The organism is Pandoraea pneumonica, from assembly GCF_049918595.1.
GTDB classification, from domain to species: Bacteria; Pseudomonadota; Gammaproteobacteria; order Burkholderiales; family Burkholderiaceae; genus Pandoraea; species Pandoraea pneumonica_A.
Map to the genome: position 1 here is coordinate 286,764 of NZ_JBNCRZ010000004.1, position 21,984 is coordinate 308,747.

The 21,984-nt window shown below is 64.5% G+C and carries 16 protein-coding genes; 11 read left to right on the top strand and 5 right to left on the bottom strand.

Translation table 11 applies throughout. From position 1 onward, the window contains the following. The first annotated feature begins 161 nt into the window (after positions 1 to 161). Positions 162 to 815: a hypothetical protein gene (locus ACPWR9_RS17885; protein ID WP_426299809.1), complete on the top strand. Its 654-nt coding sequence runs from the start codon at positions 162 to 164 to the stop codon at positions 813 to 815. 65 nt (positions 816 to 880) lie between these two features. Next, positions 881 to 2,221 (top strand): MFS transporter, encoded by a 1,341-nt coding sequence (locus tag ACPWR9_RS17890; RefSeq protein WP_426299811.1) that lies wholly within the window; start codon positions 881 to 883, stop codon positions 2,219 to 2,221. Positions 2,222 to 2,312: 91 nt separating this feature from the next. Here ACPWR9_RS17890 and ACPWR9_RS17895 read toward each other — a convergent pair whose 3' ends face one another. The 4 genes from ACPWR9_RS17895 to ACPWR9_RS17910 all read right to left on the bottom strand — a co-directional run bounded on the left by ACPWR9_RS17895 (position 2,313) and on the right by ACPWR9_RS17910 (position 8,510). Next, on the bottom strand, positions 2,313 to 5,021 hold the full coding sequence (locus ACPWR9_RS17895) for a hybrid sensor histidine kinase/response regulator (protein WP_426299813.1): 2,709 nt from the start codon (positions 5,019 to 5,021) through the stop codon (positions 2,313 to 2,315). Next, on the bottom strand, positions 5,018 to 5,833 hold the full coding sequence (locus ACPWR9_RS17900) for a response regulator transcription factor (RefSeq protein ID WP_426299959.1): 816 nt from the start codon (positions 5,831 to 5,833) through the stop codon (positions 5,018 to 5,020). Before ACPWR9_RS17900 ends, ACPWR9_RS17895 begins: the two co-directional genes overlap by 4 nt. A gap of 408 nt (positions 5,834 to 6,241) precedes the next feature. Next, a complete protein-coding gene (locus ACPWR9_RS17905) occupies positions 6,242 to 7,543 on the bottom strand; it encodes a UDP-N-acetylglucosamine 1-carboxyvinyltransferase (RefSeq protein WP_426299815.1) in 1,302 nt (433 codons plus the stop codon). 175 nt (positions 7,544 to 7,718) lie between these two features. Beyond that, complete coding sequence (locus tag ACPWR9_RS17910; RefSeq protein WP_426299817.1) at positions 7,719 to 8,510, bottom strand: GntR family transcriptional regulator; 792 nt, start codon at positions 8,508 to 8,510, stop codon at positions 7,719 to 7,721. Between the two features lie 280 nt (positions 8,511 to 8,790). On the opposite strand from ACPWR9_RS17910, the gene ACPWR9_RS17915 reads away from it, so the two are divergent. The 6 genes from ACPWR9_RS17915 (at position 8,791) to ACPWR9_RS17940 (ending at position 15,663) form a co-directional block, all read left to right on the top strand. Continuing rightward, the gene (locus ACPWR9_RS17915; protein WP_426299819.1) at positions 8,791 to 9,039 is read left to right on the top strand and encodes a DUF3311 domain-containing protein; all 249 of its coding nucleotides are present in this window, start codon (positions 8,791 to 8,793) and stop codon (positions 9,037 to 9,039) included. Continuing rightward, positions 9,036 to 10,511, top strand: a complete 1,476-nt coding sequence (locus ACPWR9_RS17920) for a sodium:solute symporter family protein (protein WP_426299821.1) — start codon at positions 9,036 to 9,038, stop codon at positions 10,509 to 10,511. The genes ACPWR9_RS17915 and ACPWR9_RS17920 overlap by 4 nt, the downstream gene beginning before the upstream one ends. A 3-nt stretch (positions 10,512 to 10,514) precedes the next feature. After that, positions 10,515 to 11,714, top strand: a complete 1,200-nt coding sequence (locus ACPWR9_RS17925; protein ID WP_426299823.1) for an amidohydrolase family protein — start codon at positions 10,515 to 10,517, stop codon at positions 11,712 to 11,714. Then, complete coding sequence (locus tag ACPWR9_RS17930) at positions 11,711 to 13,072, top strand: MFS transporter (protein WP_426299825.1); 1,362 nt, start codon at positions 11,711 to 11,713, stop codon at positions 13,070 to 13,072. The genes ACPWR9_RS17925 and ACPWR9_RS17930 overlap by 4 nt, the downstream gene beginning before the upstream one ends. 111 nt (positions 13,073 to 13,183) lie before the next feature. Then, complete coding sequence (locus ACPWR9_RS17935; RefSeq protein WP_426312088.1) at positions 13,184 to 14,164, top strand: alpha/beta hydrolase family protein; 981 nt, start codon at positions 13,184 to 13,186, stop codon at positions 14,162 to 14,164. 8 nt (positions 14,165 to 14,172) lie between these two features. Further along, positions 14,173 to 15,663, top strand: a complete 1,491-nt coding sequence (locus ACPWR9_RS17940; protein WP_426299829.1) for an MATE family efflux transporter — start codon at positions 14,173 to 14,175, stop codon at positions 15,661 to 15,663. Between the two features lie 68 nt (positions 15,664 to 15,731). On the opposite strand, the gene ACPWR9_RS17945 is transcribed toward ACPWR9_RS17940, so the two are convergent. Then, complete coding sequence (locus ACPWR9_RS17945; protein ID WP_426299831.1) at positions 15,732 to 16,670, bottom strand: LysR family transcriptional regulator; 939 nt, start codon at positions 16,668 to 16,670, stop codon at positions 15,732 to 15,734. A gap of 138 nt (positions 16,671 to 16,808) precedes the next feature. Here ACPWR9_RS17945 and ACPWR9_RS17950 point away from each other — a divergent pair, with 138 nt between their 5' ends. The 3 genes from ACPWR9_RS17950 to mdoH all read left to right on the top strand — a co-directional run bounded on the left by ACPWR9_RS17950 (position 16,809) and on the right by mdoH (position 21,964). After that, positions 16,809 to 17,489, top strand: a complete 681-nt coding sequence (locus tag ACPWR9_RS17950; RefSeq protein ID WP_426299833.1) for a LysE family translocator — start codon at positions 16,809 to 16,811, stop codon at positions 17,487 to 17,489. Between the two features lie 261 nt (positions 17,490 to 17,750). Further along, entirely contained in the window at positions 17,751 to 19,274 is a 1,524-nt protein-coding gene (locus ACPWR9_RS17955) for a glucan biosynthesis protein G (protein ID WP_426299835.1), read from the top strand. Between the two features lie 116 nt (positions 19,275 to 19,390). Next, positions 19,391 to 21,964, top strand: coding sequence for a glucans biosynthesis glucosyltransferase MdoH (gene mdoH / locus ACPWR9_RS17960; RefSeq protein ID WP_426299961.1), 2,574 nt, complete (start codon positions 19,391 to 19,393; stop codon positions 21,962 to 21,964). Positions 21,965 to 21,984: the final 20 nt, after the last annotated feature.

The following is a 21,984-nucleotide window of genomic DNA, read 5'->3' on the forward strand; positions in this document are numbered from 1 at the left end:
GCGGCGGTCATAAGAATTTGCTGTTACGGCAAATTTGATTTCTTGTTGGACGCTTTTTCCCCGGTTTTGCACACTCGGAATGACGCTCGAGCCTCACGCATGCAGTGATTTCATGCGCCGGCCCGGCTCCCCCGATTGTCGCCACCGATGGAAATTGCCTCATGACTGCCACTGCCCCGCGCGCCCAACTCTGTATCTGGACGAATATCGACCCGGCTTTCGAAGCGGACTTCAACCGCTGGTACGACCGGGAGCACATGCAGGAGCGTGTGGCAATTCCGGGCTTCCGGTTCGCCCGCCGCTTCAAGGCGCTGCACGACACACCCCGTCCGTATCTCGCGCTGTACTGCACGCAGGACGCCGGTGTGTTCTCGAGCGAACCCTACGCACAAGCCTTCAATCACCAAACGGAATGGTCGCTGCGCAACTTCGCGCGCATGCAGGCCACGCAACGCCGTGTCGGCACGCTCGACGTGGAAGCCGGTGAAGGGCAGGGCGGCCAGCTCGCCGCATTCGTGCTCGACGAGGCGACGGTGGCGAAATCGCATGACCGCCTCGCCTCGCAACTGACCGAAATCGCACAAGGCGACGGCATCGTGCGCGCCACGCTGCAAGTGACGGTGCCTAAGCTGTCTGTCTCGCTGACCGCCAAAGACGCGCCGCTGCCGCCTGCCGATGCCGTCGTACTGATCGAAGGTACCGACGCCGATGCCGTGCGTGCCGCTGCCGAGACGCTCGCGGTGGCTTACGGCGTGCCGCCCGCCGGTGTCACGCGATTCGCGATGCTCTGGCGTCTCGGCGCCGGTGACGATTGATTCACGCTCGCGCCATCTGATCCACAGGCCCACAGCCCCCCGATCCGCCCCTCACGGAGACACACATGACAACCTACACGGACGCCCGCGATACCGTCGGCCACGACGGTGACGCCGCCGCAACGGCCCGCCAGCAACGGTCGAAAAAAGGCCGTCTGGCCACGGCCAGCATGGTCGGCACCACGCTCGAATGGTATGACTTCACGGTCTACAACACGCTCGCTGCGCTGGTCTTCAACCATCTGTTTTTCCCGTCGGTCGATCCGCTCGCGGGCACGATTCTGGCGTTGTCCACGTATGCGGTCGGTTACGTCTCGCGCCCCCTGGGCGGCATGGTGTTCGGCAACCTGGGCGACAAGATCGGCCGACGCGCCGTCCTCGTGCTCACGCTCGTGGTGATGGGGCTCACAACGGGCCTCATGGGGCTGCTGCCGACGTACGCTTCGATCGGTATCTGGAGCCCGGTGCTGCTCGTTGCGTTGCGTTTCGTGCAGGGCGTGGCACTCGGCGGCGAATGGGCCGGTGCGGTCTTGCTCTCGGTCGAGCATGGCGACCAGCGCAAGCGCGGATTGAACGCGTCGTGGACGCAAGTCGGGCCGTCGTTCGGCACGTTGCTCGCCACTGGCCTGATCGCCCTCATCACGCTGGCGATCTCGCCCGAAGACTTCCTGTCGTGGGGCTGGCGTGTGCCGTTCCTGTTGAGCCTGGTACTCGTGGCCTTCGGGCTGTGGGTGCGTCGCGGTGTGGAAGAAACGCCGATGTTCGAAGCCATGGCGCATTCGGACCGTCAGGCAGAAATGCCGATTGCCGACGTGTTCCGCTCGCACTGGCGCAATCTGCTCGTGGCCGGTGGCTCGCGTATCGGTTCGGACGTGCTGTATGCACTGATGGTTGTTTTCACGCTGACGTATGTGACCGGCACGCTGCATTTGTCGCGACCGCTGGCGCTCACGGCAGTGTTGGTGGGCACGGCGTTCAACGCGCTCACGGTGCCGCTGTTCGGTGCGCTCTCGGACAAGCTCGGTCGCCGTCCGGTGTATGGCTTCGGTGTGCTGTGCGCAGTGATCTGGGCGTACGGCTTCTTCGTGTTGCTCGATACGTCGAGCCCGGCGCTGATCGTGCTGTCGGTGGTGATCGGGCTGGTTATTCACGCGATCATGTACGGGCCGCAGGCGGCGTTCGTCACCGAGCAATTCCCGACACGTGTGCGCTATGCCGGATCGTCGCTCGCTTACACGCTCGCGGGTATTCTCGGTGGCGGCTTCGCACCGCTCATCATCGTGAGTCTCTACAAGGAATTCGGCACGACGGTGTCGGTGTCGCTCTACGTGACGGCGGCGCTGGCGATTACGGCCATCGCCTTGTTCGCGGCACGTGAAACCGCACACAAGCCGCTCAGGGACTAACGATTCCCGCCGGGCGACCCCGGTTGCACCGGTGGCATGAAAAAACGGCACGCTGCGAGGCGTGCCGTTTTCGTTTGGAGATTGCGATGTCTCAGGCTTCGCACAACTCGGCGAGACTGGCCAAATCGCCGCGCTGCGCCAGTTGATGCACGTGCCGCGCGAAGCCATCGAACTGAGGTGCTTGCTCGCTCAGTTCGCGCGCCCAGTCCATCAGGTCGGTGATCGCGCCCATCGCGATCAGTTGCCGGGCTTGTTGCAAATGGTCGCGCGGCGGCCGTATCACCGCGGTGTTGCTGTCCTCATGTGCCGGCGCGGGTACGTCGTCGCGCTGCAAATCGAGCAAGCGTGCGAGCGTATTGCGCAAGTCCGCCAGTTCGACAGGCTTGAGCAGGCACGCGGTATAGCCCCCGTCGGAAGCCACCACCTGCGGCGAGGCCGAAATCGCCAGCACCGGCATGCCGGGCCAGTATCGGCGTACGGCGCGCGCCACGCTCAACCCGTCGGCGTTGGGCATCATGTGATCCGTCAGCACCAGATCGGGCTCGGTTTCGTGCGGATTGCCCAGCGCAGCGATCAATGCCACACCGTCGTTAAAGGTGCTCACCGTGAACCCCAGACTGGCGAGTTCGTCATGCAGGAACTGCCTGATTTCGGGGGAATCTTCCGCCAGCCAGATGTGATGTCCCGTGCCGTCGAAGGAGGGCAGCGCATGCGTGGCACCCGCGAGCGACTGTGGCACGAGTTCGCCTTCGCGCGCGATACGCAGCGGCAAGGTGAACGCTACGCGCGTGCCGACATTCGGTGTGCTGTCGATGGCGATCGTGCCTTTCATGCGCTCGACCCATTGCCGCACGATGGCGAGTCCGAGCCCGACGCCGGGCAGGCGCCGTGCACGATCCAGCCGTGCGAACGGTTCGAACACGCGCACCAGATCTTCGCGGGCGATACCGCAGCCGGAGTCTTCCACGCCGAAGCACACGTGCACGATGTCGCTGTGTTTGGGGTCGGGCGACGCCGAGAGCGTGAGCGTGATGGTGCCGTCGGCGGTGTATTTCGCCGCGTTGTCGAGCAGATTGCCGAGTACCTGCCGCACGCGTTTGGCGTCGAGCGTGAGTAGCGGCGGCAACGGCGCACGAATGTCGAGCAGGAACGCATTGCCGTGCTTGCGCGCGAGACTCATGCCTTCTTGCGCGACACCGTCGATAAACGCGTGCGTGTAGACGGGCGCGACGTGCAACGCATCCGCGGCGCCACCGCCGGCATACTCGATCAGGTCGTTGATCATCGCAAGCATGTGATGCGCGCTACGGCGGATGATGCGCCCGCGGTCGGCGTCTTCACGCCCGCCCGCCTGAACGAGATCGGCAAAGCCGATGATCGACGTGAGCGGCGTGCGCAGGTCGTGGCTGATGCGCGCGAGGAAGTCGCTCTTGGCGCTGCTCGCTTCGTCGGCGGCGATCAGTGCGGCTTGCAGCTCGCGCGTGCGTGTGTCGACTGCGTTGGCCAGCCGTGCTTGTTCTTCGCGGCGCGTGTCGAGCACTTCTTGCTGCGCTTCGCGTTGCTTGCGATCGAGTTCGCGAGAGCGCCCGGCCACGATCACCGAGAGCATGATGAGCACCGAGAAATTGGTGCTCCACGCCATCGCCGTGTTGGCGAGCCAGTCTTCAGGCAATAGACCGTTGATGATCGCCAGACGCCAGAACAACACCAAGCAACCGGGCGAGAACGAGAGCAGGCATAGCCGGGCGTTGGCATACCCGCGCCGCCAGCCGTCGGCCATCGACACGACCCAGATGACGTTGAAGACGGTGAGCAGCTGAAGGTGCGTGAAGGCCGCCGCACGGTGGTCGCCGAAAGCCACCCAGAGCGTCATGCAAACCATGACTGCGATCATGGCGCGATACATCCACCGCCAGAACGTCACCCGGCTCAGCCCCGAGAAGATCAGGACCATCGCGCTGAACACAGCGGCCGTGATGGTGGAGAAGAAGCTCGGCGCCCGCACGATGAAATCGCCACCCTGCTGGAGCAGATAGCGATAGATGAAGCCCTGGAACGCCATGTCTTGCGCCACCTGCGTCAGCGTGGTGAGCGCGAGCAGCGTGAACACGATGTCGCGCCGGGCGACGCCGAGCACGAGCGTGTACAACGCAATGGTGAGCATCGAGCCCGCGAGCAGCATCGCCACCATGGCGTTGCGCGCTTCGGTCTGGCGGAAGTCATCGGGCAGCCAGAGCTGCGGCACGATGCTCACCGACGAGCGCGTCTGCACGCGAACGGCAAACGTGATGCGCTCGCCGGGGGCGAGCGAAATGGGGAAGACCGATGTCTCGGAGCGTATCGGGTGCTGGGCCAGCGGCACGGTGTGGCCGGCGCGCCATGCGACGCTCGGCTGTGTGCTGCCCGCAGGCATCGCGTAAAAGCGAATATCTTCGAGGCGCACGATGCCTACGCTGAGCCAGCGTGTGACCGGTTTATCACTTGCGTTATCGAGGGTGCCTTGCAGCCAGAATGCCGAGCGGCTGTAGCCGGGGTTGAGCATTTTGGGCGTCACGTCGCGCCAGTCGGGGGCTGCCAGCGCCTGCGCCAGATCGAACTGGCCTGAGGGGTCGACCAACATACGGAGTTGCCGGTCGAGTTTGAGTGGCGACGGGGCACTGGCGATGTCGAGCGCCGATGGCGAGGCGTGAGCGCTTCTTGTCGGGGAAAGCCAACTGACCAGCAAGAAAAGCAGCAAGGCGACGGCCCACGTTGCCCGTCGCCAACCACTCGCCTGACTTCCCGCAGGCGCTGTGGTCATTGTGAAGATCCCGGCGCGGGCGGGGGCGCTGCCATGTCGTCTTGATCGTCCTGCATACCTTGCGCGTCTGGCCGGTGGTATGGTCCGCGCCCGCGAAAACCGCTGGGCGGCATGCCGAAGCGTTCGCGAAACGCGGTCGCAAAGTTGGCGGCGCTGGCGAAGCCCACGGCAGCGGCGATGTCCTGCACGTCGAGCGAGGTCTCGGCGAGCAGCCTGCGTGCTTCCTTCATGCGTTCTTCACGCAGAAAATCGAACACGGTCACGCCGACGCAGCGGCGAAATGCCAGATTCAGGCGGCGCGTGTTCGTGCCGACCGCGCTGGCCAATCCGGCCAGTTCCGGTGTGACGTCAAGCTGCCCGAGCAGCAACGCTCGCGTGGCGCGATAGAGCACCGCGTCGAGCGTGTGCGCCTGAACGGGCAGTGGCGCTTCGGGGGCCGCGATGCTCGCCGCCGGCAGGCTCGCCGGAGCGGCGGCGGGCGCGGGCGCGCTGGCCTTGAGGTGAATCGACAGACGCAGACGCACTTCTTCGAAGTCGTACGGTTTGGTCACGTAGTCGACCGCGCCGGCCGTGAGCCCGGCCACGCGCTCGCCGGGCAACGCCGCAGCGGTGAGGAAGATCAGCGGGATGTGCCGGGTGCCAGGGTCGGCCTTGAGCAGACGGCAGGCGCCGAGGCCGTCGCAGACCGGCATGCGGATGTCCATCAGGATGAGGTCGGGCTGCACGGTGCGGGCCTTGGTGTAGCCGTCTCGACCGTCTTGCGCGATGTAGACACGGCAGCCTTGTTGGCTGAGGAAGTCCATCAGCAGCATGCGGTCTTCTTGGTTGTCGTCGACGACCAGCACGCGTGCGCCCGACAACTGGCGGGCATGCGGCGAGACGGGCCAAGGGGTACCGGCACGGCGTGCGGCAGCCGTGGGATGAACTGCGCCGGACGGCGGCAAGGGCAGGGGGCGATCGCTCATGATGGCCGTCATTCTTTCACATTCGGTCCGGGGTGCCGGGGGGATGTGGGGCGATTGCCGGGGCGCGGCAAATATTTTTCCGCCGAGCAAAAGCCGCCTGCCGTCGGGCAAAGGTGCGGTGCCGTCGGGCAATAGCGGCTCAGGTAAGGTCAGCCGTCGGGTTCGCTGTAGCGATGACCGGTGTGCAGGCGATCGGGGGGTCGTATGCCGCTGGCGCGCTCGATCTGCGAGCCCGGCCCCCCCGGGGGGGACACCTTACTCCGGGTCCGTCCAGACGACGTTAGCGCCCACCGAGCAAAGGTTTTCCACAAATCGCGGATGGGCGCGTTTGATCGGCAGCGCATTCTTGATGGTCGACTGGCCGTCGATACTCGCCGCCACCATCAGCAGCGCGATCGCCACCCGAATGATGTACGGGCTCTCGACGACCGCCGGCGAGAGCGGAATGCCGCCGAATGTGATCAGTCGGTGCGGGTCCGACTGAAACACGTGGGCGCCGAACTTCGAGAGCTCCGTCGACCAGCCCATCGCGCCGTCATAAACCTTATTCCAGAACATCGCGCTGCCTTCGGCCTTCACGCCCAGGGCGATGAAGATCGGCAGCAGGTCGACCGGGAAGTATGGCCACGGTGCCGCTTCGACCTTCGTCAGGATGTTCTTCGTGAACGGCGTCTGCACCTTGAGCGGACCCTGCGCGGTCGCGGTCGACCAGCCGTCGCGATGCTCCACCTTCACGCCGAACTTCGCAAACGTGCGGTCGATCAGTGGGAACTGGTCGGGGGCCGTGTTCTTGACGGTGATCTCGCCGCCGGTGATGGCACCGAGCGCGAGGAAGGTGGTGATCTCGTGGAAATCTTCCGAGAAGCGGAATTCGCCGCCGCCGAAACTCGTCACGCCTTCGATGGCCAACTGCGAGGTGCCCACGCCTTCGATGGGCACGCCCAGCATTTGCATGAAGCGGCAGAACTCCTGCACGTGCGGCTCGGATGCGGCGTTATTCAGCTGCGAGCGTCCGTTGGCCGAGGCAGCGCACAGCACGAAGTTTTCCGTGGTGGTCACCGACGCATAGTCGAGCCAGTGGTGAATGGCCGGGCGCGAGTCGTCGGCGTGAATCAGCAGCGAGCCTTCGGTGCGCTCGACGCGTCCGCCGAAATGGCGCAGCACTTCGATGTGCGGATCGATCTCGCGCACACCCAGCGTGCAGCCTTTGATGTTGTCTTCGATGCGTGCGACGCCAAAGCGCGCAAGCAGCGGCGGCACCAGCATGATCGACGAGCGCATTTCTTCCGGCAGATGGTCGGTGCGCGGGTCGAACTTCGTATTCAGGTGATGCACGTCGAGCGTGCCCGCCTCGAAATCGACGGCGACATCGCTGCCCAGTTGGCGAAAGATGTCGAGAATCTTACGGACGTCGGTGATTTCGGGTACGCCGATCAATCGCACCGGCTTGTCGGTGAGCAGCGTGGCGCACAGCACCGGCAGGACGGCATTCTTGTTGGCGGAGGGGGTGATGCGGCCGCGCAGGGGCTGGCCGCCGTGAACTACCAGATGGGACATGGGCTACCTTCGGGCTTCGTGCGTCGAGCGGGGGAACGGCGAATCGGGTTGAGGCGAAATATACCCCGATTGCGCCGCGTGTGCGACGCGACCCGACCGCCGTGGTGGGAATGTTGCGCCCGGCTTGACGGGCGTGAGCCGGAGCGGGCAGGCACAAGACCCCGGGGCAAGGGGATCAGCGCGCCCCGGCGTTCGCGAAAGCTTCGGCGAAGATCGCGTGGAAGTCGGGGGTCTCGGCGGCCGCTGCCCGCGTGAGCACGCGTGCCTCCAATTCGTCCAGATGCGCTGTGGCGAGCGCAATGGCCGCCGCGGTTTCCCCGGCACGCAGACGCGCCACCAGTTGCGCATGCTCGGTGGGCGCGCAATGGATGAACTCGGCCGGATCGAACAGCGCCTTGTAGAGCTCGGTTTTGGCGACGAGCTGACGCGCGAATGTCTCCAACTCGGCGCTATTCGCCGTGTCGATCAACTTCAGATGGAATTCGCCCGCGAGCCGGATCGAGCGCTCGTGCGTGCCCTGGGCATGCGATTCGGCCTCGAAGGCCACGTGCGCATCGAGTTGCGCGAGTTGTGTCTCGCTCAACTGGCCGCAGACGCTCGCGATTACGCCGGTTTCGAGCACGCGCCGGGCGCGGTAGGTCTGGCGGATGTCGTCGAGCGAAGGCTGCGGCACGAACGCGCCGCGGTTGGGTTCGAGTACCAGCTTGCCTTCGAAACCGAGCCGCGCGAGTACCTTGCGAACCGCCCCGCGCGTGCAGTCGAACGCCTGTGCGAGATTGCGCTCGCGTAGCGGCATGCCCGGGCGCAGCTTGCCTGAGAGCAACGCTTGCGAAATGGCGGCGTAGACCCGCGCTTCGATTTGCTGCCCGGCGCTGCCCGCGCCTTGGGCGTCGTCCGTCGGCGGCAGGGATGGCGCGGTATCGGAGTCTGACGCCTCGTGGTGCGGCGCCGGTGCAGTGCGGCTCAAACCTTCCCTCCATATCAATCTTTGGATGGCTGTCCACCGGCAAACGACCGGCAGACCTCTCTGTGGGGCGCATTGTACCCGGCGGCCTCAGCCCCTTGTTCCCATCCGGAAAACCCTCGGTTCGACCGCCATCGGCGACGCGATCTTGCATTTTGGCATCGCACTGCCGATAATGGTCAACAAAAATGGTTAACCATTTCGTGGTTCATTCTACGGTGAAAACCATCCGGCCGCACGACAGCGGCCATCCCCCTCGTATTGAATTGGGTCTGGAGACGTCATGAAACTCGTACATTGTTTGGCCGCGCTGCCTGTCGCGGCCTTTTACAGCGGCGGCTGGCTTGCTGAACACGTCGGCACCCGGCTTGCCGGTCTGCCGTTCCTGATGACATGGAACATCGTCTGGCTGCTGCTCACGTCGGTCGTCATGGTGGTGATGTTCCGCTTCGACGGTTCGCGCGAAGCCGCAGCGGCCGATCGCGCCGCTGCCGCCAACGAAGCCCACCAGCGCTCGGGAGCCGCATCATGAACGCCGCACTCACTGTGATTGCGGCGTTTCTCGTCTTCGCCTTGTTTGTCGGCCTGCGCGCGCGCGGTGGCCGCAAGATGAGTCTGGAGCAATGGGCCGTGGGCGGGCGCGGGTTCGGCACGCTGCTCGTCTTCCTGCTGATGGCGGGCGAGGCCTTCTCGACGTTTACGTTTCTGGGCGCGAGCGGTTGGGCTTACAGCAAGGGGCCGCCCGCGTTCTACATCCTCGCGTACGGTGCGCTCGCGTATTTGCTCGGCTATTGGATGCTGCCCGCCGCGTGGCGTCACGCGACGCGCCATGGCTGCGTGTCGTTCTCGGATTTCTTCGCAACGGCCTACCGTTCGCGAGCACTGGGTGTGGTGGTGTCGCTGGTTGCCGTGCTCGGCATGAGCGCGCTGTTGATCATTCAGTTGCGCGGCTTGGGTATCATCGTGTCCGAAGCGTCGTATGGCACGATCACGCCGACGGTGGCCATCTGGTGCGGGGCCATCGCGATGGTGCTCTACATCACGGTGTCCGGTATTCATGGCTCGGCGAGCATCGCGATTTACAAGGACATTCTGATTCTCGTGATCGCGATCTTCCTCGGTATCTACTTGCCGCTGCATTACTTCGGTGGCTTCGGCGAGATGTTCGATCGTATCGAAGCCGCGCGTCCGGGCTTTCTGCAAATGCCGACGAGCGGTCTTACGCTGTCCTGGTACAACTCGACCATTCTGCTGACCTCGCTCGGCTATTACTTGTATCCGTACGTGTTCACGTCGGTGTACGCGGCCAAGAGCGAGACGGCCGTGCGTAAGAACACGATTCTGATGCCGCTGTATCAGATGGTCATCGCATTCATGTTCTTCGTGGGCTTCGCCGCCATTCTGCAAGTGCCGGGCCTCACGGGCGCCGACTCGGATCTGGCGCTGTTGCGCATCGTCAAGCAGACGTTCTCGCCGTGGTTCGTCGGCGTGATCGGCGGCGTCGGGGTGTTGACCGCGCTGGTGCCGGGTTCGATGATTCTGCTCAACGCGTCGACCTTGCTCGCCAAGAACGTTTATCGCGATGGTTTCGCGCCGCACGCGAGCGATGCCTTCGTGGCCAAGCTGGCCAAGCGCGTGCTGCCGGTGTTCGGGCTCGTGGCCGTGTTCTTCGTGCTGCGCGGCGGTGCGACGTTCGTCGCGTTGGCGCTGTTCGCATCTAGCCTGCTCACGCAATTGTTCCCGTCGTTCGTGGCGAGCTTGCTGCCGCGTCCGTTCGGCAACAAGTACGGCGCGTTCGCGGGCATTGGCGCCGGTGCGGTCGTCTTGGCGTTTGCGGTCACGCTCGACGTCAATCTGCATACGTTGTTGCCGGCGGCACCGGACACGGTGGCGTCGATCAACATGGGGCTCGTGGCACTCGCTGTGAACGCGGTAACGTTCGTGGTCGTGAGTGTGCTGACACGCGCTCGCAATGTCGCGCCGGGACTGGCGCAAGGAACTTGATTCATGACAACGTTGGATATTCGTAATGCCCGTGCACTCGACGGCTCCCCCGTCGAAGTGCGCATCGAACGCGATGGCGCTGGGCGGGCGACGATTGCGGCAATCGGACAGTCGTTGCCCGCGGCAGCCGCTGCCGAGTCGATCGATGCGCGCGGCGCGTTGCTGATGCCGGGGCTTGTGGAAGCGCACACGCATCTGGATAAAACCGTGTGGGGCATGCCGTGGTACGTGAACGAATGTGGCACGCGCCTGATCGACCGCATCGACAACGAGCGCACGTGGCGCGCGAGTAGCGGACATGACGCGGGTGCGGCGTCGCTGGCGCTGGGCCGTGCGTTTCTGGCAGCGGGTACCACGCGTTTGCGCACGCACGTCGACATCGATACCGATGCCGGACTGCGTCATCTCGACGGCGTGCTTGCCACGCGCGAGACGCTGGCCGATACGCTCGATATGCAGATCGTGGCGTTTCCGCAATCGGGCGTACTCGATCGCGAGGGCACGGTTGCACTGCTCGACGAGGCGCTGGCAAATGGCGCCGACGTGCTGGGCTGGCTCGACCCATGTGCCATCGACCGCGATCCGGCGAAATCGCTCGACGCGATGTTTGCGCTGGCCGACAAGCATGGTTGCCCCGTCGACATTCACCTGCACGAACCCGGCGAGATGGGCGTGTTCTCGTTCGAGCTAATGCTTGAGCGGATCGCCGCCCTCGGCATGCAAGGCAAGGTGGTCGTCTCGCACGCATTCTGTTTGGGCGAACTCGATGCTGCGCGCGCACAGGCGCTGCTCGGCCGCTTGGCGGATGCGGGCGTGTCGCTCATCACCACCGCGCCGCCCTCGCGCGTGGTGCCGCCGCTCATGGCTTGCCGTAAAGCCGGGGTGCCGCTCGCAGGCGGCAACGACGGCATTCGCGATACGTGGACACCCTACGGTTCGCCCGACATGCTCGAGCGCGCCATGATGATCGGCCTGCGCTACAACCTGCGCCGCGATGACGAACTCGACATCGCGCTCGACTGCGTGACACATCAAGGCGCGCAAGTGTGTGGTTTCGAGAACTACGGTCTGACGGTGGGCGCACGCGCCGATCTGGTGCTCGTAGATGCCTTGAACGCCGCACAAGCGATCGTCACGCGTGCACCGCGTCGCTGGGTGGTTGCCAATGGTCACGTCGTCGTACGCGAGGGTGTCGCGGTATGACGCTTTGGCTTGCGATCATCGCGGTCGGTCTCACGCTGCGCCCGACACTCACCTCGATCAGCCCGTTGTTGCCGCAGATTCGCGAGGCGACGGGGATGAGCTATCCGGTGGCGGCGTTGCTCACATCGCTACCGGTGCTCGCGATGGGCGCGGGGGCGTTCGCGGCGAGCGGACTGACGCGCCGACTCGGTGAGCGACGCGGCGTGCTGCTCGGGCTGGCCGCGCTCGCATTGGCCTGCGGCGTGCGTTTCGTCGCCGACGATACGGTGCTGATGCTGGCGACGGCGCTCGCCTCGGGCATCGGCATCGCCATTATTCAGGCGCTGCTGCCCGGTGTGGTGAAGGGGAACTACAGCGCCGCGCGCATGACGGCAATGATGGGGATCTATTCGGCGGCGCTCATGGGCGGCGGTGGGCTCGGGGCGGCGGCAAGCCCGTGGGTGTCGTCGCTGGCCGACGACTGGCGCGTCGGGCTTGGGATGTGGCTCGTGGTGATCGCCGCAGCGGCGCTGGCATGGTGGCGTGCGCCGTTGGGTGGGCATGCGGCAATCAGCCCTGAGATGACGCAAGCCCTGGTCGCACGTCATGCGAAAGTGTTGTCGAATGCGGGCGGTTCGGGGCAGGGTGCCCGGAGCGCAGCCGCTGGTCACGACACGTTGCGCGAACCGTCGATGTTCGATCTGTTGCGCAAGCCTCGTGCATGGACGCTCGCGATTTACTTTGGTTTGATCAATTGCACTTACACGACGATGGTGGCGTGGCTGCCGCCGTTCTATCAGCAGACGGGCATGAGTGCGACACAAAGCGGCGCACTGCTCGCGGGACTGACGGCGTGTCAGGTGGTCGCGGCGCTGGCGCTGCCGTGGCTGGCACGGCGTAATGTCGACCGTCGCCGCTGGTTGACGCTGGCACTGGTGGCAACGCTGGCCGGTCTGGTTGGCCTTGTCGTGGCCCCCGAGGCGGCCCCTTGGGTTTGGATTGGCGCGATCGGTTTCGGGTTGGGCGGCACGTTCTCGTTGGGCCTTGTGCTCGCGCTCGATCATCACGCGCACCCACGGCACGCGGCGGCGCTCGCGGCGTTCATGCAAGGCGTCGGTTTCTGTATCGCCGCCCTCGCGCCGTTTGCCGCTGGCGCGGTGCGTGCCGTCACCGGCGGTTTCACGCCCGCGTGGATCGCCCTCGTTGGCGTGAACGTTGCGCTCGTGGCGCTGACCTGGCGCTTCGATCCGACCGGTTACGCATCGGCGCTGGGCATGAAGTCGCACTGCCCGCAAGCGCCTAGCCCCGCGCGCGTTGCGCACGCGAGACACGCGTTCGACACGCAAAAATCATGCGAGCCTCTACGCAATCCGCGCTAAGATTACCCATCGTGTGATATCGCTGCGGGACTTCGGCGCGAGACCGGGCGTCCTGACTTCGCACTTCCAGATTTCAGGGGAGAACGGATGCTCGGAATGGCGCGGTGGACGGTGGGACGCTCCCTCGGGACGATGTTCGTGACGTTCGCCGCCTGTGCTTTTGCCACGTCCCTGTTACCGCTCACCGCCAACGCTGCCGATACGCCCATTATCGGTAAGCCGATCCCCAAGCCCGCCGCTGCATCGTCTTCTGTCTCGGCTGGCGCAACGCCATCTCCCGCATCGGCCCCAACCGGGCCATCGCCAACGGGCATCGACCAGCGCGTGTTGCGCAGCGACGGTGCCAATGTGCTGCTCCACGTTTTTCGTCCCACGACCGCGTGCAACGGGCTGGCTGTACTGAGCCCCGGCGCGGGCGACGATCGCGACGCCCTCGCTTGGCTTGGCCGCGCGCTCTCGCAATACGGCTGGCTCACGCTCACGCTGGCGCACAAGGAAGACAACAGCCGCGATACGCTGCGCGACCGCGTGCGCAGCGGCGGCATGCGTGACGGCTCGCTGGCGCTTCCTACGGATCCCGAAGTGTACGACGACCGTCTCGAAGACGCGGGTGCCGCGCTGCACTGGGGGCGCACGCAATGCCGTGCAGGCCCCACCGTATTCATGGGCCATGCGGCCGGGGCGGCGACGGTCATGTTCGAGGCGGGCGCAAAGAACAAACTGGGGCTGGACAGCGACGACCGCTTCGACGGTTACGTGGTGCTCTCGCCGCAAGGCCCCGGGGCGATCTTCCCGGCCGGGGCATGGCACGACATTCGTAAGCCCATGCTGCTCGTCACCGGCACACGCGACGCGCCGCTCGACGGCAAGTGGCAGGAACGCACCACGCCCTATGCCGACTTGCCGCCGGGTTGCCATTGGCTCGCTGTGGTCGACGGCGCCACGCATTACAATTTCGCAGGCTTCGGCTACGGGCACCCGGATATCGAGGCGAAGGTGCTGCCGCTCATCGAGCGCTTTCTCGACAACCTTCGCGCGCACCGATGTGCGGTGCCCACACCCGCCGCGGGTGTGAAGCTCGATACCAAATAGCCCCCACCATGGCCGAAAAAGACCTCACCCGCGGGCCCATCGGCAAGACGCTCTTCTGGTTCTCGCTGCCGGTGCTCGGCAGCAATGTGCTCCAGTCGCTCAATGCGTCGATCAACGCGATGTGGATCGGCCACTACCTCGGCGAGTCGGCGCTCACGGCGGCCTCGAACGCCAATATCCTGCTGTTCTTTCTGCTGGGTGTCGTGTTCGGCATCAGCATGGCCAACACCATTCTGATCGGCCAGTCGATCGGTGCGAAGAACCCGGTGCTCACGCAACGCATCGTCGGCACCAGCGCCACGTTCTTCGTGCTGATGTCCACTGCCGTGGCCGTGTTCGGCTACATCTTCACGCCGGAGTTGCTCAATGCGCTCGGCACGCCGTCCGACGCGCGCGCGTTCGCCGTGGCTTATTTGCGCATCATCTTCGTCGCGCTGCCGGTGATGTACTTCTACAACTTCGTGATGATGGCGCTGCGCGGTGCGGGCGACGCGCGCACGCCGTTCCGTTTCATGCTGCTTTCGGTCGGGCTCGACGTGGTGTTCAACCCGTTGCTGATCTTTGGCTGGGGGCCGATACCGCCGTTCGGCATCGCGGGGTCGGCCGGTGCCACGCTCATCGCCCAGACGGTGAGCCTTGCGGCGTTGCTCTACACGCTCTATCGCCGTCGCGATCCGCTGTGGCTTACGCGCGAGAACTGGCGCTATCTGCGCATCGACCCGGGGTTGCTGCGGCTGATTGTCGTCAAAGGGCTGCCGATGGGCCTTCAGATGGTCGTGATCTCGTCGTCGGCCATGGTGATGATGGGCTTCGTCAACGGCTACGGCTCGCAGACGACGGCGGCCTACGGGGTGGCGTCGCAGCTCTGGACGTACGTGCAAATGCCTGCGCTCGCCATCGGTGCGGGGGTGTCGTCGATGACAGCGCAGAACGTCGGGGCGGGGTTGTGGGATCGCGTCTCGCGCATCGGCCGTGTGGGCGTCGGGTTGAATTTTGTGATGACGGGCACGTTAGTCGTGGCCATCTTGCTGTTCAACCGTCAGTTCCTGAACGCGTTTCTGCCGGGGGACGGTTATGCCATTTCGGTGGCGCAGCACATCAACGCGGTGGTGGCGTGGTCGTTCGTGCTGTTCGGCGTGACGATCGTGTTGTTCGGTGTGGTGCGCGCGACCGGGGCGGTGACGGCACCGCTGGTGATTCTTTTCGTCTCGCAATGGGTGATCCGGTTGCCGTTTGCGTGGCAGATGCAAAAGACGTGGGGCGCAGAGGCGATCTGGTGGAGTTTCCCGCTGGGGTTCGCCGTCTCGCTCGTGATGGCGCTCGCTTACTACAAGTGGGGGAACTGGCGGGGCGTTCGTATGTTGCCGCGCGCCGCGCCACCTGCGGTTGGGCCGCTGGAAGATGCGGCCGGTGCGGCAGCCGGACCGCCCGCGACCCCGGTGCCGCCAGTGAGTGGCTTGCCAAGACGCGAGGCTGACGGGGGCGACGCCCGGGAGTGAGGTTTCGGGTTGCGCGTGCGGAGCCGACGGTCGCGCACGAGGCTCGCGACGGCTGCGGACGCGGTGTTTTATCGCGCAGTCGCAGTCGCAGTCGCAGGTGCGTCGGTGCCGATCCATGGCGACGCCGACTCGACCATTGCGGTTCGCAGCCACGTCAACAATGTCTGCGCGGCGGGATTCGCCGAAAACGCGTCGCGTGAGAGGGCGACATACCCCGATCCGTCTCGGACAAAGCCGTGTGGCGCGACGAGGCGAGCGTCGCGTAGTTCGTCACCGACCATATAGACCGACCCGATAGCGGTTCCCAAGCCCGCGCTAGCGGCCTGCAAGCTCAAGTAGAAATGCTCGAAGGGTGGCGGCGCAGGGGTTCGCGCGGTGTATCTGCCGTGGGGCAATGCGTGCCCATCCGCTTTCATCGCGCGCTGCCAGTCTTGCCACGCCTGTGGCCGGGTGCGCGTTTGCAGCAACGTCGGGTGGGGGGCGTCGAACGCCGCCGGTAACCCCACCGGACCGATCCATTCGTCGGCCAGCGGCTCGGCAACCAGCGTGTGTCCCCAGAAAAAGTCGTTGCGCCGAATGGCCACATCGACCCCGGCGCTCGCCAGATCGATCGGCCCGCCCGCGGAATGCAGGTGCAGTGCGATGTCCGGATGGGCTTGCGCAAACGCGCCGAGACGCGGAATCAGCCAACGCATCGCCAACGTCGGCTCGCACGAGACCACCAGCGTGCGCGACGCCGCGACTGGGCGCAGGCTCGCCACCGTTTGCGTCAACTGTTCGAACATCTGCCGCGTCGTGGCGTGCAGACGCTCGCCCGCCGGGGTGAGAAACACCGCGCGGTTGCGGCGCTCGAACAGCGGCAGCCCAAGCGAGTCTTCGAGTGTGCGGATCTGACGGCTGACAGCGCCGTGCGTCACGAATAGCCGCTCGGCCGCCCGGGCAAAACTCAATTCGGTGGCGGCGACGTCAAAGACTTGCAGGGCGTTTAGCGGCAGGGTGCGATTCATAGGTGAGAAATTATCACGTGTTGCCGTGCGAAAGGATCGTTTTTCATATGAGGAAATTCTCGGGAAAATGACGCTCGCTCGGATCTCGATGACATAGCCACAGGGGCTGCGTTCGAGCCGAATCTGTGAGTTCTCATCATGCAAGAGTTGATTGCCGTCATGACCATCACCGTGTTGGCGGTGATCAGCCCGGGGGCCGACTTCGCCATGGTCACGCGTGCGAGTTGGCAGCACGGCCGCCGCGCCGGACTGTGGGCCGCACTGGGCATTGCCGCTGGCGTACAGGTGCACGTCTTCTACACGCTCGTCGGCGTCGGGCTGCTGATGACGCGTTTGCCCTGGCTGTTTTCTGCGGTGAAATGGGGCGGGGCGCTGTACCTGATCTATATCGGCTGGCGCACGCTGCGAGACCGCTCGCCGGTTGCCGACGCCACGCAGGAAGGTGTGAGCGGGGCGACCGCTGCAGGCGATGCGTCCCCGGGCGCGGGCAAGCGCTCGCAAACCTCGCAACGTTCGCAACGTTCGCAATGGCAGGCGTTCCGGACCGGTTTTTTCACCAACACGTTGAATCCGAAGACCACGTTGTTCGTCGTGAGCACCTTCACGCAGGTGGTGCACGCGGGCACGAGCTGGAAGGTCGGGCTGGCGTACGGCGCGTTCATGTCGCTGGCGCACTGGGGCTGGTTCAGTCTGGTCGCGCTTGGCTTTTCGGCCGGTTGGATGCGCGCGGCCATGGTTCGTCGGCAGCACGCGGTGCGCCGGACCATTGGCGGCACGTTGATGGCGTTAGGCGGATTGTTGGCGTTTGCCAATCGTTGAAAGGGGACGAAATCGAAAAAACTGCCTCTTTTTTCGTATCAGTCACAAATCGTCACAATTTTCCGATCCCGCTGGAGCGACTGCGGCGCGGACGATTGACGTGATGTGAGCACCTGCTTCGAAGGTTTTGCCGGTGCGCCTTTGGTCAATCGGCAAATGAACGGGTAAAATTGCGCGTTCAGCGCACGCTGGCTGCGGCCAGCACGCGCGTTACACGCTACCCCACTGCCGATGGAATTCCTGCCAAATACGGTTTCCCGCATGATTTCCCACCGTGCCCTGCGACTGGCGCTTGCCGGCGTACTCAGTGTCTGCGCGCTGGTCTCGGGCGCAGCGCATGCTTTCTCGTTCGACGACGTGGCCAAACAGGCCCGTACGCTCGCGAACAGCCGCTACAAGCCGACGGATCAGAATCTGCCGAAGGATCTTCAGAATCTGACGTACGACCGCTATCGCAGCATCCGCTTCAAGCCCGAGAAGGCGCTGTGGCGTGCGCAAAAGCTGCCGTTCGAGCTGATGTTCTTCCACGAAGGCTCGTATTACGACCGTCCGGTGAAGATCAACGAGCTGAGCGGTAACGTCGTGCGCGAAGTGCGCTACACCCCGGACCAGTTCGATTTCGGCGCGGTGAAGGTCGATCCGAAGCAATTGCGCGGGCTGGGCTATGCCGGTTTTCGCATTCACTACGCGGTCAACACGCCCAAGTACAAGGACGAGGTGATGGTGTTCCTCGGCGCGAGCTATTTCCGCGCGCTGGGTAAGAACCAGACCTATGGCTTGTCGGCGCGCGGGTTGGCGCTCGATACGGCGCTCAATTCCGGTGAGGAATTCCCGCGTTTCACCGAATTCTGGATTCAGCGTCCGGCCCCGGGGGCCAAGGATCTGACGATCTACGCGCTGCTCGACTCGCCCCGTGCGACGGGCGCGTATCGCTTCACGCTGCGCCCGGGTGTCGACACCACGGTGGACGTGAAGGCCGAGCTGTTCCTGCGCGAGAATGTGACCAAGCTGGGTCTCGCGCCGCTCACGAGTATGTATTTCTTCGGCGAGAACCAACAACCGCCAGCGCCCGACTATCGCCCGGAAGTGCATGACTCCGATGGCTTGTCGATTCAGTCGGGCACGGGCGAGTGGATTTGGCGTCCGCTGGTCAATCCGAAGCGTTTGCTGGTGTCGTCGTTCGCGCTCTCGAATCCGGCCGGTTTCGGCCTGTTGCAGCGCGACCGCGACTTCAGCAGCTATCAGGATCTGGAAGATCACTACGAATTGCGCCCGAGCGCCTGGGTCGAACCCAAGGGCAAGTGGGGGCAGGGCCGCGTGGAGCTGGTGCAGATTCCAACGCCCGATGAAACGAACGATAATGTCGTCGCCTATTGGGTGCCGGATGCACCGCCCAAGCCGAAGCAGCCTTATTCCTTCGAATACAAGCTGTCGTGGCAAAAGGATAATGACAAGCGCCCGCCGATGGCGTGGGTGACGCAAAGCCGGCGGGGGCATGGCTACCGGGGAAAACCAGACGACAGTCTGCTGTTCGCGCTCGATTTCGAGGGCCCGGCGTTCAAGAAACTGCCGGACGACGCCAAGGTCGAAGGCAATGTGACGACCGACGGCAACGGCAAGATCCTCGAAGTGCAGACGCAGCGCAATGACGTCACGGGAGGCTACCGCGTCATGCTCCGCATGCGCCGCCTCGATTCCGAGAAACCCGTCGAAATGCGCGCTTACCTGCGCAACGGCAGCAATACCCTATCCGAAACGTGGAGCTACCTGTTACCCCCCGAGTGAGCGACCGCTCCGATATTCCGGTCGACGAGTTATACGTCGACCGGCTGCCTTTGCCCGCCGAAAAGCGCCGCGCACTGCTCGCTCAGGCGCAGCGTGACGGCGGCGATTCGCTCGATGTGCTCACCCGTATCCAGCGTCTGCTCACCGCCCGCGTAGCGAACGGTGAGGGCGCCGATCGCCTGTCTGCCGACGATGTTTCGTCGTTTAGCGAGGGCGAACCGGCCATTCTGGACGATGCGCCGCGCGACGACGCTGGGCAAAGTGACGGTGCCAATGTGCCGGTGCAAGCGGCGACCGGCGCAGCGACCGTGCCCGCAGGGACGCGCTCGCCTGTCGCCACTGCGGCATGGCACGCCCCCGATATCGCCGAAATCGAATCCGACAGCGATGCAGTGCTGGCGTCGCAGCCTGCGCGGCTTGCCTTGACCGAAGGTGGTTCGTTGGCGGCGGCCGCCGGGTTGAACGAAGTGCGGGGCGTCGAGACGCTGCGCATTGCGCCGCCCGTGCGCCGCACGTCGCTCGTGCCGCGTCCGTGGTCGCTCAATCCGCTCAAGCGTTTGTGGCGCGCGATCACGGGCCGCAAAGACCCCGATCCGCTCGTACGCGATGCCCCCGATCCCAAAGGCCGATGGTCGCAGGCAGGGCGTCGCCGCCGCTGGACGCTGCTCGCGCTGATGATTGCGCAGACGGCGCTTGCGACCCATTTCATGGCGTCGGTGTTGCCGTATCACGGTGCCGATCCGCTAGAATTTTCGGTGCTCGCACTCTTCGTGCTGCTGTTCGGCTGGGTGTCTGCTGGCTTCTGGACGGCGATCTTCGGTTTCTTCGTTTTGCTGGTCGGTGGCGAGCGCCACATGATCTCGAAGATGGCGGCGGGCGATGCGCCGATTGATGCGCACGCGCGCACGGCGATCGTGATGCCGATTTGTAATGAAGACGTCGGTCGTGTGTTTGCGGGCTTGCGTGCCACGTATGAGTCGCTCGCAAAGACCGATTCGCTGGAGCGTTTCGACTTCTTCATCTTGTCGGATTCGAACGAAGCCGATAACTGCACGGCCGAGGTCGATGCCTGGCAGGCGCTGTGCCGTGAAGTCGGTGGGTTTGGGCGCATCTTCTATCGCCGGCGTCAGCGCCGCGTGAAGCGTAAGAGCGGCAATCTCGACGACTTCTGCCGCCGCTGGGGCAGCGACTACCGCTACATGATCGTGCTCGATGCCGATAGCGTGATGAGTGGCGAGTGTTTGACCAAGCTGGTGCGCATGATGGAATCGCACCCGAGTGCCGGGTTGATTCAGACCGCACCGCTGGCCGCCGGACGCGAGACCTTTTACGCTCGGTTGCAGCAGTTTGCCGGGCGCGTGTATGGGCCGCTCTTTACTGCCGGGCTGCACTACTGGCAATTGGGTGAGTCGCATTACTGGGGCCACAACGCGATTATTCGTCTCAAGCCGTTCATGGAGCACTGCGCACTCGCGCCGTTGCCGGGCAAGGGCGCGTTGTCGGGCGCGATTCTTTCGCACGACTTTGTGGAAGCGGCGCTCATGCGCCGGGCGGGCTGGGGCGTGTGGATTGCTTACGATCTGCCGGGCAGCTACGAAGAAATGCCGCCCAATTTGCTCGACGAGCTCAAGCGCGACCGCCGTTGGTGTCAGGGCAATTTGATGAACTTCCGCCTGTTCCTCGCGGAAGGGATGCATCCGGTGCATCGTGCCGTGTTCGTGACGGGCGCGATGGCGTATGTGTCGGCACCGCTGTGGTTTGCGTTCCTAATTCTCTCGACGTGTTTGCTTGCTAAACACACGTTGGTCGTGCCGGAATACTTCACGGCGCCGCGTCAGTTGTTCCCGGTCTGGCCGGAGTGGCATCCCGAGCGCGCGGTGGCGTTGTTCTCGGCGACGGCGACGTTGCTCTTCCTGCCGAAAATTTTGGCGGTGTTGCTGATCTGGGTGAAGGGGGCGAAGCGTTTCGGTGGCTGGTTTGCCGTCACGGTAAGCATGCTGATCGAGTTGGTGTTCTCGGCCGTGCTCGCACCGGTACGGATGTTGTTCCACACGCAGTTCGTGCTGGCGGCGCTCACCGGCATCGCGATTCAGTGGAAGTCGCCGCCGCGTGAAGATGCGGAAACGCATTGGGGCGAGGCGATTCGCCGCCATGGTTTGCAGACGATTATCGGGGTGGGTTGGGGCGCATTGGTGTACTGGCTCAATCCGGATTTCATCTGGTGGCTGATGCCGATTGTCGGCTCGATGATGATCTCGATTCCGGTGTCGGTGTTCTCTAGCCGTGTGTCGCTGGGGCGCGGGCTAAAGCGAGCACGTCTGTTCCTGATTCCGGAAGAGTCGTGGCCGCCGAAAGAGCTGCGCATGACGGAGAAGTACACCGACGAAGCGCGTTCGCATGTGAGTTTCGTGGATGCGGTGGTCGATCCGATGGCGAATGCGCTGGTCGCCGCGAGCGTGGCGCCGACGCACGACGATCCGAAGCACGACACGATTCGTGCGGCGCGCGTCGAGACGGCGCTGCTGAAGGGGCCGGGCAAGCTGACGAATACGCAGAAGTGGGAGTTGCTCAACGACCCGCGTGGGTTAGCGGCGCTGCACCTGTTGGTGTGGACCGATCCGCGCGCCCATCGCGACTGGCGCGATGCGCGGTCCAACGGGCTGTCGCAGGGGTTCTTGGCGTCGGCTTGAGTCGATGTAAATCGTATGAG

Excerpts from the sequence above, each read along its gene's own strand:
- ACPWR9_RS17915 (WP_426299819.1), top strand. The coding sequence starts at position 8,791 with ATGAAACTCGTACATTGTTTGGCCGCGCTGCCTGTCGCGGCCTTTTAC.
- ACPWR9_RS17955 (WP_426299835.1), top strand. The coding sequence starts at position 17,751 with ATGATTTCCCACCGTGCCCTGCGACTGGCGCTTGCCGGCGTACTCAGT.
- ACPWR9_RS17945 (WP_426299831.1), bottom strand. The coding sequence starts at position 16,670 with ATGAATCGCACCCTGCCGCTAAACGCCCTGCAAGTCTTTGACGTCGCC.
- ACPWR9_RS17925 (WP_426299823.1), top strand. The coding sequence starts at position 10,515 with ATGACAACGTTGGATATTCGTAATGCCCGTGCACTCGACGGCTCCCCC.
- ACPWR9_RS17930 (WP_426299825.1), top strand. The coding sequence starts at position 11,711 with ATGACGCTTTGGCTTGCGATCATCGCGGTCGGTCTCACGCTGCGCCCG.
- ACPWR9_RS17895 (WP_426299813.1), bottom strand. The coding sequence starts at position 5,021 with ATGACCACAGCGCCTGCGGGAAGTCAGGCGAGTGGTTGGCGACGGGCA.
- ACPWR9_RS17920 (WP_426299821.1), top strand. The coding sequence starts at position 9,036 with ATGAACGCCGCACTCACTGTGATTGCGGCGTTTCTCGTCTTCGCCTTG.
- ACPWR9_RS17900 (WP_426299959.1), bottom strand. The coding sequence starts at position 5,833 with ATGCTGCTGATGGACTTCCTCAGCCAACAAGGCTGCCGTGTCTACATC.
- ACPWR9_RS17940 (WP_426299829.1), top strand. The coding sequence starts at position 14,173 with ATGGCCGAAAAAGACCTCACCCGCGGGCCCATCGGCAAGACGCTCTTC.
- ACPWR9_RS17950 (WP_426299833.1), top strand. The coding sequence starts at position 16,809 with ATGCAAGAGTTGATTGCCGTCATGACCATCACCGTGTTGGCGGTGATC.
- ACPWR9_RS17890 (WP_426299811.1), top strand. The coding sequence starts at position 881 with ATGACAACCTACACGGACGCCCGCGATACCGTCGGCCACGACGGTGAC.
- ACPWR9_RS17885 (WP_426299809.1), top strand. The coding sequence starts at position 162 with ATGACTGCCACTGCCCCGCGCGCCCAACTCTGTATCTGGACGAATATC.
- ACPWR9_RS17905 (WP_426299815.1), bottom strand. The coding sequence starts at position 7,543 with ATGTCCCATCTGGTAGTTCACGGCGGCCAGCCCCTGCGCGGCCGCATC.